General features: G+C 67.5%; 11 protein-coding genes and 1 tRNA gene. 6 read left to right on the forward strand and 6 right to left on the reverse strand.

The genetic code is table 11. The features are described from left to right. Positions 1–572 precede the first annotated feature (572 nt). Positions 573–959 carry a hypothetical protein gene (locus tag AC3ENQ_RS13890; protein ID WP_431805331.1) on the forward strand — a complete coding sequence of 129 codons (387 nt, stop codon included), beginning with the start codon at positions 573–575 and terminating at the stop codon, positions 957–959. Positions 960–1,033: 74 nt separating this feature from the next. Continuing rightward, entirely contained in the window at positions 1,034–1,354 is a 321-nt protein-coding gene (locus AC3ENQ_RS13895) for a hypothetical protein (protein WP_431805333.1), read from the forward strand. A gap of 227 nt (positions 1,355–1,581) precedes the next feature. Here AC3ENQ_RS13895 and AC3ENQ_RS13900 read toward each other — a convergent pair whose 3' ends face one another. Then, positions 1,582–1,899 carry a hypothetical protein gene (locus tag AC3ENQ_RS13900; protein ID WP_431805334.1) on the reverse strand — a complete coding sequence of 106 codons (318 nt, stop codon included), beginning with the start codon at positions 1,897–1,899 and terminating at the stop codon, positions 1,582–1,584. A 103-nt stretch (positions 1,900–2,002) separates the two neighbouring features. Beyond that, positions 2,003–2,230 (reverse strand): hypothetical protein, encoded by a 228-nt coding sequence (locus AC3ENQ_RS13905; RefSeq protein WP_431805335.1) that lies wholly within the window; start codon positions 2,228–2,230, stop codon positions 2,003–2,005. Positions 2,231–2,327: 97 nt separating this feature from the next. Between AC3ENQ_RS13905 and AC3ENQ_RS13910 the strand changes: the two genes are divergently transcribed. Next, positions 2,328–3,164 (forward strand): alpha/beta hydrolase, encoded by an 837-nt coding sequence (locus tag AC3ENQ_RS13910; RefSeq protein ID WP_431805336.1) that lies wholly within the window; start codon positions 2,328–2,330, stop codon positions 3,162–3,164. A gap of 144 nt (positions 3,165–3,308) precedes the next feature. Continuing rightward, positions 3,309–3,689 (forward strand): hypothetical protein, encoded by a 381-nt coding sequence (locus AC3ENQ_RS13915; protein ID WP_431805337.1) that lies wholly within the window; start codon positions 3,309–3,311, stop codon positions 3,687–3,689. 224 nt (positions 3,690–3,913) lie between these two features. On the opposite strand, the gene AC3ENQ_RS13920 is transcribed toward AC3ENQ_RS13915, so the two are convergent. From AC3ENQ_RS13920 to AC3ENQ_RS13935, 4 genes are all read right to left on the reverse strand, one after another. Continuing rightward, the gene (locus tag AC3ENQ_RS13920; protein WP_431805338.1) at positions 3,914–5,308 is read right to left on the reverse strand and encodes an RICIN domain-containing protein; all 1,395 of its coding nucleotides are present in this window, start codon (positions 5,306–5,308) and stop codon (positions 3,914–3,916) included. A 138-nt stretch (positions 5,309–5,446) separates the two neighbouring features. Next, positions 5,447–5,719, reverse strand: a complete 273-nt coding sequence (locus tag AC3ENQ_RS13925) for a hypothetical protein (protein WP_431805339.1) — start codon at positions 5,717–5,719, stop codon at positions 5,447–5,449. A 181-nt stretch (positions 5,720–5,900) separates the two neighbouring features. Next, positions 5,901–5,973 (reverse strand) — tRNA-Thr (locus tag AC3ENQ_RS13930). 63 nt (positions 5,974–6,036) lie between these two features. Then, positions 6,037–7,047, reverse strand: coding sequence for a DsbA family protein (locus AC3ENQ_RS13935; RefSeq protein ID WP_431805340.1), 1,011 nt, complete (start codon positions 7,045–7,047; stop codon positions 6,037–6,039). Positions 7,048–7,317: 270 nt separating this feature from the next. Between AC3ENQ_RS13935 and AC3ENQ_RS13940 the strand changes: the two genes are divergently transcribed. Both AC3ENQ_RS13940 and AC3ENQ_RS13945 read left to right on the forward strand, forming a co-directional pair. After that, complete coding sequence (locus AC3ENQ_RS13940) at positions 7,318–8,421, forward strand: ABC transporter ATP-binding protein (RefSeq protein WP_431805341.1); 1,104 nt, start codon at positions 7,318–7,320, stop codon at positions 8,419–8,421. A gap of 101 nt (positions 8,422–8,522) precedes the next feature. Continuing rightward, positions 8,523–9,830: a DUF4032 domain-containing protein gene (locus AC3ENQ_RS13945; RefSeq protein WP_431805342.1), complete on the forward strand. Its 1,308-nt coding sequence runs from the start codon at positions 8,523–8,525 to the stop codon at positions 9,828–9,830. Positions 9,831–9,851 lie beyond the last annotated feature (21 nt).

A 9,851-nucleotide genomic window follows, 5' to 3' on the forward strand; every position in this document is an offset into this window, starting at 1 on the left:
ACCGGCGGATCTCCGCCCAATCTTCCACTGAAATCACCCTCCAAGAGTGTCGGAGGGGTCAAGATTCAACCGTCGCCTCGGGGTCAGTCTTCACCCGTCGTCGACAGCTGGCCTGCCCGCCTCCATCGGCCACGCAGCGGAGCTTCACGCGGACTACGTGTATGCCGGTCAGGCGCGAGATCGCCTCCTCCTCGAGCCAGGCCAGGGAGACAGATGGGCGTTGCTCGGAAGAAGTATCGGCACCCACCCCGTGAATCCCGCCAATCCGTTCTTCGGCGCGGACGTGTTCGGTGTCGATAGCGGTGTCAACGGATTGACGGCGGTGACCGAACATGGATCGAGTAATGACTCAAATACGGGGTATCTCGACCCCGGCACGGAGTCGTTATGGAATGTGGCTCATGCCACCACGGGACACCCGGATATGCTCACCGATGGGCCAGACGATGACCCGACCTCGGCCTATCGAAAGTACCTTGAAGGCAGGTCACCCAGTGAATAGACGGTTCGGCGCGGCCGCGGCCCTGTTCGCTGTCGTCATGCTCGCAGGTTGCGGGCCCCAGGAGGTTTCGATGAGCCCGGACAAAGCCCGCGATGCCCTCGTCGACCTGGCTCAGGAGACGGCCGAACATCTCGAGACCCAGGGCTGGGCAGCATCCAGCGCGCCATTGGTGGGCGAATGTGGGAGCGATGGGCACGTCAACTGGGGCTACTTCTACGCAACTTCCGCTCTGGGCGACGACCGAACGGCGGACACTGAGCGGGTCGCGGAACTGTGGCGGGCGAAGGGCCCAGAGGTCCGACTCGGCGCTGGGCAGGTTCCTGCGGTGTTCGCGACCGGCGGACCCGTGGATGCCATCAGCTTCACCGCGGGCCCAGCCACCTACACGATCGCGGGCACGTCACTCTGCGTTCCGGGTGACCTCAGCAAGATCATCGACGAGGATTACGTCGACTAGATAGTCCCCCGCACCCGCTGGGTATCGACCCGTGCATGAGAGGCCCTCATCTTCTACCAGAGTGAGACCACGCTATGGCGCTGAGCCGTCGCCGGATCCCACCCCAGGAGCATGCCATCGCCGAGGTTATCGACGCCCCGACCACCACCCACTCCCCGACCGAGCCCGCCCCGAAGCGTTTCGGCAAGCGTGGCTGGATCATCCTCGACCTCGCCGCGTCGGAGAAGACGGTCACCGCCTCGCACACCGCCCTGGTGGACGCGACCGCTGAGCTCGACGAGACCCGCACCGGCGCCCTCACCGTCTACACCGAGTCCGGCACCTTCGTAGCCGCGACCCGCCCGGAGCTCGTCTCCGACCTCGCCGCCATCGAGCGGCAACAAAATACCACTTGATCAGGTAATTGTGGTGCCGGCTACAGGACTCGAACCTGCAACCCCCTGGTTTCGACAACAGTTCTGCACTTTCCACCTTTGACCAGGTGTTTCCTCGTCACCGAAGGGTGAAAACCGTACGATCGGTTACCCGTCACTACCCGTGAAGATGGGCGTCTTTCCGCGGACGGCACGTGGAACTGAGCTCAATTCCGTGACGAAAACCGTGATGGATCTCCGATTCTAGATCACAGCAGCTCGTGCAGTCGCGGGCGCACATAACCTCCCGTCCCGTGCGTCCCACCCCGCCGCTGCTCCCCGAGCGCCACCCACTCGGCTGCGCCCTCGATCCGCTCGATGAGTGCGCGTGCGAGCGTTGCAGTCGCGTCCGCTCCGCCGTAAAACCCGGCCCAGGTCCCGGTCGCCTCCGCGAGCAGCTCGACATCCGGGCCGGCGGCGGATCGGAGCTCGTCGATCGCGGCCTGCGGATCGGCATCGAAGCGGTGCTTGCCGAGGATGGCACCGAGGCGCACGGAGAGCTGCGTGCGGGGATCAAGCGGTGGCATGTGGGCGAGGGTAGGCGCGAGGTCGGACGTCGCGCATAGGGCAGACGAAAGAGAGGGCCCGGCTAGCGCCGGGCCCTCAACGGTTGGTGGGCGTGTGTGGTGGTCAGTCACCTCCGTTCACGGTGGCGACACAGACGTCGTCCGGCCAGACATCGACGACGACGGTCGCCTCGAAGCCACCCGGGCCGGTCACCGGCACGTCGTACACGTCAATGTCGGCGTCCTCGTTGTGGAACCTGTAGGTCGGCTCCCCGTATTCGAGGTCGCCGCGGCGGGGTGTCTCCGCGTGGTGCGGCTCCTCGCATTCGGCGGGGATAGTGCCGTCCCGCATCCAGGCACGGGCCGCGTCCTGGCGGGGATCGCCGAGGCTGGGCGAGCAGGCGGTGAGGGCGAGTGCGGTCAGAAGTATGGCGCCGAGAGCGGCGCGTGTGGCCTACGGAGACCGCGACACCGCCAACCGCATCTGGCTCGACCAGCAGTACGAGGAGGCGAGCGAGCACCTCAAAGAACGCGGAACTCGAGCCTCAGCCGCCGACCGTGAGAGAGTTGACGCGCTCGAGGCGATCCTCGCGACGCTCAATCCAGACCAGGTCAGTTCCGAGCGCTTCCTCATCAGCCTGACCTCCGATCGCCCGCCGCTCGCAGCCGTTTCGATCGGCAACCTGGACGCCGCGGATAACGCGACATGGGCTGTGCCCGGCATGGGGTCGTCGGCGGAGAGTCTTTCGGATTGGGCGCGCGCCTCTGAGAATCTTCTGCTCGCACAAGAGATCGCTGACCCGAACCGCACACACGCGGTTGTCGCGTGGGTTGGCTACGAGGCACCGCCCGTTGGACCATTCGAGGTCCTGAGCAGCGACAAAGCAGAGGCGGGCGCAGCCAATCTGAACCGTGCCTTGGTTGGATTCAACGCCGCGCGGCCGGGCATCGACCTCAACGTGGTGGCGCATTCTTACGGAACGACGACAGCGTCGATCGCGCTTGCTCAGACGACTGCCCACGTCGACTCTTACGCGATGATTGGATCGGCGGGTCTGCCACCGGAAATCGACGAGGCTTCCGATCTGCAGGCAGAACACGTCTACGCCGGCCAGGCACGAAATGCTATCCTCGGAGACCCGTGTTTGGGGTCGACTCCGGCTCGGGCGGTGCTCCTACAACTGACCACGAAGCAACACCGGAAGTGGGCAACGGATATCTTGATCAAGCAACCGAATCTGTGCGCAACCTCGCGTGGGCCACGACCGGGCAGGGCGATCAGATGACAGAGCCGATCACACACGGACCGACGGTTTACGAGCAAATGCTGCGGGCGGCGATCATGAATGGGTAAGCCACTGCGGACGGTCGGTGTCCTGATCGCGCTCATCGCGACCGCGTCTTTGGCGGGTTGTGTACAGGAGGAAGAGATGACGCCCGGTGAAGCTCGATCCTCCCTCATACAAATCACCCAGGATACGGCGGCGTTGCTCGACGTCGTCGGATGGGAACGCCACGGCGACGCCACAGTCGGCCCGTGCGGCGACGGGGTCAACTGGGCCTATGTCGAGTCTGCACCTGTTCCGGATTCTGCTCCGCTCGATGACGCTAAAACTGTTGCCGACTACTGGGAGAGCCTGCGCATCACGGTGCGGATCAACACGGAGAAGTCACCGGTCGTGTTCGGCTCTGGTGGCCCTGTGACGGCGATCAGCTTCGGAGCGGGGCCGAACACGTACAACATCGCTGGAACATCAGCTTGTGCACCGGGCGACTTCAGGTCGATCCTCAGAGACGGCATCACGGACTGAGTTCCGCGTATCGTCATCGCCATGATCGGCGATGGCGGGCTCAGCGGTGCGGTTCAGCCGCGGGCATCGCGATCCGCTCGACGAGCGCGAGCTGCCGCCGCGGTTCGAGGGCGGCGCAATCCGCGGTGGATGACGAGAGGCCCCGGCATTGCCGGGGCCTCAGTCTGTCGTCGTCTCTGCGGAAATTAGGTGTGGACCGCGGGCGACGAGGTATTTATGCGCGGTCAGGACGCGGGCACGTTCCATTTCTGGGCCGCGCGACCATCGCAGGGCGCCAGCGTCATGTGCGACCACGGACCCTCCATCACCGGGACCGGCGTCGGCAGCGGCGTTGCCGTCAGGCACTGATCCGGAGACCCCGCCAGCCGAATCGTGTGCGAGGTGCGCGGGTTACCCGTCGCCCCACTGCGGATCCACTGCTGCGCGGCGTCATCCGTTGAGACCATCACGTGGACGGTGCCATCAGGGCGGGCGGTCAGTGCTCTCTCACCACTAGGAGCGGCCACGGTGATGCGCTGCGGCGTACCGGTCTCGGCCCGGGCCCACCGCTGGTTCCATCGAATCCCCGTGTCGGTGCGCCCATCCCGGAAGCACGGCTCGCTTGCGAGGTGCGCAGCGCCAGCGTCCTCGAACGGGACCGTAAGGCAGCGTTGCTCCGCGGCGTTTACGAGCTGGTGTGTGGCAGAGCCAGCATCGCCCGCGCCGACGCCGACGGCGGGAATGAGCTCTGCAGGCCCCGCTGTGGTCTGGCTCCAAAGGACGTTGCCTGAGACCCGGATCCACCCGCTGCGGGTCGTGTTTGAGGCCGAGCGGAAGACGAATTGTCCGGGCCGCTGAGTCCAGCTCGCGGAAGCGCCCTCGGGAACCGCTGGGCCGCCGGGCGCGGCGCCCAAGTAGTCGACGATCTGCGGGCGCGTGATATCGCACTGCTCGAGCGTGACCCGCGCCTGGTGCGTGATGGGCGGTTTGCGCTGATCGGTCAGGCAAAGCTCGACCATCGTCCCCACAGTCTCTGCTAGGCGGATCCGGCCGTCGGCGCTGTGAACCCACAGTGCGAGCGGGTCGGGTGCCGCACTGGCGGCGAGCACCTCCACCTGACTGCCGGCCGTGGCAGCCGCTGCGGTGAGCCGCCCGTTCATGGCCTGGATCTCGCCGCCTGCCTGTGGTGGCGGTGCCGCTCCGCCCTCTACATCGTCGCACTCCGCGGCATCCGGCAGCGAGACCCCGCTGGGAGCGCCACCCGCAGCCGTCACGGCCTCCGCGATCGTGCCGCCCTCGGCGATGCGTCCGCCGTTAATCCGGGCGTGCCAAGTGCCCACGTTCTCGTGCGAGCTTGCGGCGATCCACTCGCTCCCCGCCGCGCTCGTGACGGTGCAGACACCACTCGACGGTGTGACGCTGATCCCGAGCTCCGGGCGGGAGTCGAGCTCGTCAAGAGAGCCGAGCGCATCGCCCGAGATCGAGACCGCGGCCGCCTGTGCGATTGAGGCCTGGGCGAGGTCGTTGAGCGCGGCGGCGTCCTGGGCGGAGCGCACCCAACCGGGCACTTGCAAGACACCGAAGGTGGCGACGACGATGCCCACGGCGATGCCGCCGAGGACGAGGAACGGGTTTGCCATGTGAACTCCTTGATTGATGGCTTATGCGCGGACGAGGAAAACGAATCGGTTGCCCTCCGACGCGTTGGTCAGGCAGGTCTGCAGGGCCAGCGCCGTCCCCGCCGGCGCAGCGTCGAGCGCATCGCTAAGGAAGCCGCCCTAGGCGCCGGTGAAGGTGCCAATCACGCGATAAGTGCCATCCGCCCCGCCGCCCGCGAGCGTCACAACGTCGCCCTCGCGCAGGTCGAGCCAGGCTGCGGCGCCGTGGCAATGGCGGTGCGAGGCAGCGATCGGGAACCGGCCCGTCGAGGCGAGGTAGACACCGGTGCAGCGATCGAGGATGGCCTGCGCGTCGTCGGCAAAATACGCGCCGACGTGGCCGATCTGGACGTGGGTCGCGCGGGGTGCGGGCGGAGCTGAATTGTTGGTCATGGCGTCTCTATGCGCGGTGGAGCGCACAGCGTGGTGACACGTCGTAAGGGTTGCACTTTGCACGGGATTCGATCGCACTGGGACGTCAGCGACGGCAGTATTCCGTACCAATTCCGTGTCAGGAAGGGTGCAGGACGCGATCCAGGCCGCTGCAAAATGGCTCTTGATCAGGAAAATACGGTGCCGGCTACAGGACTCGAACCTGCAACCCCCTGTTTACAAGACAGGTGCGCTACCAATTGCGCCAAGCCGGCAAGGCGCCACCCAGTCTACGGCGCGCGGCGCGCCGCGCCGTTCCGTGACGACCGGAAGCGGTGTTATGGCGCCGGGGTCTCGGTCGCCGTGGGGGTCGGGGTCGGCGACGGCGTCTTTGCGGCCTTGCCGCTCGCGGTGGTGAGCACGAACTGCGAGAACTCGGCGGGGTCGCTCGTGTTGCCCATGTAGGTCTGCCCGTTCACGGTGACCATGGACGTGCCGGTGAGTGCGACGCCGTCGCTGCCGGCCACGGCCCGTTCCGTCGCCTCCTTCACCCACGACGCGAAGGCCTCGGTCTCGATGCACTCGCGGAGCTTCTTCGGGTCATCGGTGCCGTTCGCCTGCGCGATGTCGGCGAGTTCCTTGTCGGAGAACCCGTCGGAGTCGGGCGCGGGCTGGCGCGACAGCAGGTCGGAGGAGAACTTGTAGAACGAGTCGGGCGCGTACGTGGCGACGCACGCGGCAGCGCTCGCGGCGCGCAGCGAATACTTCGTTCCGTTCGACTTCGCCGTGAGCATCGACACGGGGTGGTACGTGAGAGTCGCGGCCCCTTCAGAGACCCACGACGAGAGTTGCGTGGCGTTGGCGAGCTGCCACTCACGCGCCGCGGGCGCGAGGTAGTCGACGTACACGTGGATCTCGACGGGCGCAGTCTCCGTCGCGCTCGGGCTGGGGGATGCCTCGCCCTCCGCGGCGGCCGATTCGCTCGGTTCGGGCGCCGGCGCTGGCGCCGGCGCGATCGCGCCGGTGGAGATCGACGTGACGACGAAACCGTCCTTCTCCGCAGCACCGGGCGAGAGCTGCGGGCGGTTCGCGTCGCCGCCGATCGCCCAGGCCACGACGACGGCGACGACCGCGACGGCGGCCGTGACACCGGTGATCAGTGCTACGCGACGAGCCACTCGCGCGCGCGACTGCTTGGCGCGCACCTGTTCCGCCTTCTCGCGCACCGCGTCGCGGCGTCCCTGCACCGTCGGCGAGCTCGCCGTTTCTGTGACCTCTGCCGAGGAGGCACCGGAGGATTCACCTTCGCGCGATGCGCCCTCGGGGCGGGCGGAGTCGTCGGTGGACATGGGACCTCTCGGAAGGCGGGCGGGGGTGGTCGCCCGCGACGGCTTCGACACGTGCGACGTGGCGCCACCGGGGCGGACGCGACCTCTCGATGCTAGGACCACTGGCTGGGAAATGCCCAGACACGACCTCCGCAGCAGATCACAAGCCCCGCTCGGGGCCGCACGTGCGATACTGGACGTGCGCCTGATGAGGGGCGCGCGGGACAAGCCCCCGCTCATCCATCACTACGGATCGTCCGGCACGTACCTGCCGGTGAAGGAGAAGAAAACATGGCATCCGTCACGTTCGACAACGCCACCCGCCTCTACCCGGGCGGCACGCGCCCCGCGGTCGACAAGCTGAACCTCGAGGTCGCAGACGGCGAGTTCCTGGTCCTGGTCGGCCCGTCCGGCTGCGGAAAGTCCACCTCGCTGCGCATGCTCGCGGGCCTCGAAGAGGTCAACGCCGGCCGCATCCTGATCGGCGACCGCGACGTCACCGACATCCCGCCGAAGGATCGCGACATCGCGATGGTGTTCCAGAACTACGCCCTCTACCCGCACATGACGGTCGCCGAGAACATGGGCTTCGCCCTGAAGATCGCGGGCGTCGGTAAGGAAGAGCGCGCGCAGCGCGTGCTCGAGGCGGCGAAGCTCCTCGACCTCGAGGAGTACCTCAACCGCAAGCCGAAGGCCCTCTCGGGTGGTCAGCGTCAGCGCGTCGCGATGGGCCGCGCCATCGTCCGCCAGCCGCAGGTGTTCCTCATGGACGAGCCGCTGTCGAACCTCGACGCGAAGCTGCGTGTGCAGACGCGTACGCAGATCGCGTCGCTGCAGCGCCGTCTCGGCGTCACGACCGTCTACGTCACGCACGACCAGACCGAGGCGCTCACGATGGGCGACCGCATCGCGGTGCTGAAGGACGGCATCCTGCAGCAGGTCGGCACCCCCCGCGACCTGTACGAGAAGCCCAGCAACGTGTTCGTCGCCGGCTTCATCGGCTCGCCCGCGATGAACCTGTTCCCCGCCGACCTCGCCGAGGGCGGTGTGCAGTTCGGGTCGGCAGTCGTGCCGATCGACTCCGACACGGTGGGCAAGGCATCCGGCTCGCAGGTCACCGCCGGTGTGCGCCCGGAGGACATCGTCGTGAACCCGCAGGACGGCAAGGGCCTGACCGTCACCGTCGACCTCGTCGAGGAGCTCGGGGCGGACGGCTACCTGTACGGCCACACCGAGATCGGCGGCAAGCGCACCGACATCGTCGCGCGCGTCGACGGTCGCAGCCACCCGAGCGCGGGCGAGACGGTCATCCTCGCGCCGGTGCCGCACCACGTGCACGTCTTCGACATCGAGACCGGCGAGCGCCTCACCGACAAGGCGATCGCCTCGGCCTGATCGATCCACGACGGCGCGGGCGACTCTTTCGAGCGTCCGCGCCGTCGTCGTATCCCGGCACGAGAGACCCGACACACCCGCGCACGAAGGCAGCCCGCTCAGTGGATTCCCTCAGCATCACCGCCAGCAGCATCGATCCGGGCCTGCTGGCGCTGCCCTGGTCCGTTCCCCTCGAGCAGTGGCGCAGCGACCACATCGTCTCCCTTCCGAAGGGACTGTCGCGCCACCTCGTGCGCTTTGCGAACCTGTCGGGCCGCGTGGTCGCGGTCAAGGAGACGACGGCCGAGATGGCGCGCCGCGAGTACGACATGCTCGGCATGCTCGGTCGCCTCGACGTCCCGTGCGTCGAGCGGGTCGCCGTCATCGACGGGCGCCGGACGGCGAGGGGCGAGCCGCTGCCTGCGGCACTGGTCACCGCACACCTGAAGTTCTCGCTCCCCTACCGGGCCCTCTTCACTCAGACGCTCCGCCCCGACACCGCCGTCCGCCTCGTCGACGCCCTCGCCGTCCTCCTCGTGCGGCTGCACACGGTCGGCTTCTTCTGGGGCGATGTGTCGCTGTCGAACACGCTGTTCCGGCGGGATGCCGGGGCTTTCGCCGCCTACCTCGTCGACGCCGAGACCGGAGAGTTGCACGAGGCGGGTCTGACGCGCGGCCAGCGCGAGCACGACCTCGACGTCGCCCGCACGAACATCGCCGGCGAGATCATGGATCTCGAAGCGGGCGGCCGCCTCGAGGGCGGCATGGATGCCGTCGAGGTCGCTGACGGCATCGTCTCGGCGTACCACTCGCTGTGGGCGGCCCTCACCGACCAGGAGACCTTCGCCGCGGGTGAGGCGTGGCACATCACCGAGCGGGTGCAGCGGCTCAACGACCTCGGCTTCGACATCGGCGAGATGTCGATCGAGCAGGACTCCGACGGCACGCGCGTGTCGATCCAACCCAAGGTGGTGGATGCCGGGCACCACCAGCGCCGACTCTTGCGCCTCACCGGCCTCGACGTCGAGGAGAACCAGGCGCGGCGCCTGCTCAACGACATGGACGAGTTCAAGGCGCGCGTCTCACGCCTCGGCTCCGACGAGGACATGGTCGCGCACGAATGGCTCACGCGCGTGTTCGAACCGGTCGTGAAGGCGATCCCCTGGGATCTCCGCGCGAAGCTCGAACCCGCGGAGGTGTTCCACCAGGTGCTCGAGCACCGCTGGTACATGTCGCAGGCGCGGGGACAGTCGGTGCCGATCGCCGAGGTGCTCTCCTCCTACGTCGACACGGTGCTGCGGCACCGACGCGACGAGGCGACGCTCATGGGCCCGCCGACCGAGACGGTGTCGATCCCGATCATCACGCAACCGATCGACACCGCGGAGGACGATGAAGAGGATGCCGTCGACTGGCGTGACCTCGTCTGACCCCGCCGTGGCGGATGCTGC

The organism is Microbacterium sp. bgisy203, from assembly GCF_057706945.1.

What these genes read in the sequence shown, in the direction of transcription:
- AC3ENQ_RS13890 (WP_431805331.1), top strand. Translation starts at nt 573, where the DNA reads ATGAGCCCGGACAAAGCCCGCGATGCCCTCGTCGACCTGGCTCAGGAG.
- AC3ENQ_RS13895 (WP_431805333.1), top strand. Translation starts at nt 1,034, where the DNA reads ATGGCGCTGAGCCGTCGCCGGATCCCACCCCAGGAGCATGCCATCGCC.
- AC3ENQ_RS13900 (WP_431805334.1), bottom strand. Translation starts at nt 1,899, where the DNA reads ATGCCACCGCTTGATCCCCGCACGCAGCTCTCCGTGCGCCTCGGTGCC.
- AC3ENQ_RS13905 (WP_431805335.1), bottom strand. Translation starts at nt 2,230, where the DNA reads ATGCGGGACGGCACTATCCCCGCCGAATGCGAGGAGCCGCACCACGCG.
- AC3ENQ_RS13915 (WP_431805337.1), top strand. Translation starts at nt 3,309, where the DNA reads ATGACGCCCGGTGAAGCTCGATCCTCCCTCATACAAATCACCCAGGAT.
- AC3ENQ_RS13920 (WP_431805338.1), bottom strand. Translation starts at nt 5,308, where the DNA reads ATGGCAAACCCGTTCCTCGTCCTCGGCGGCATCGCCGTGGGCATCGTC.
- AC3ENQ_RS13925 (WP_431805339.1), bottom strand. Translation starts at nt 5,719, where the DNA reads ATGACCAACAATTCAGCTCCGCCCGCACCCCGCGCGACCCACGTCCAG.
- AC3ENQ_RS13935 (WP_431805340.1), bottom strand. Translation starts at nt 7,047, where the DNA reads ATGTCCACCGACGACTCCGCCCGCCCCGAGGGCGCATCGCGCGAAGGT.
- AC3ENQ_RS13940 (WP_431805341.1), top strand. Translation starts at nt 7,318, where the DNA reads ATGGCATCCGTCACGTTCGACAACGCCACCCGCCTCTACCCGGGCGGC.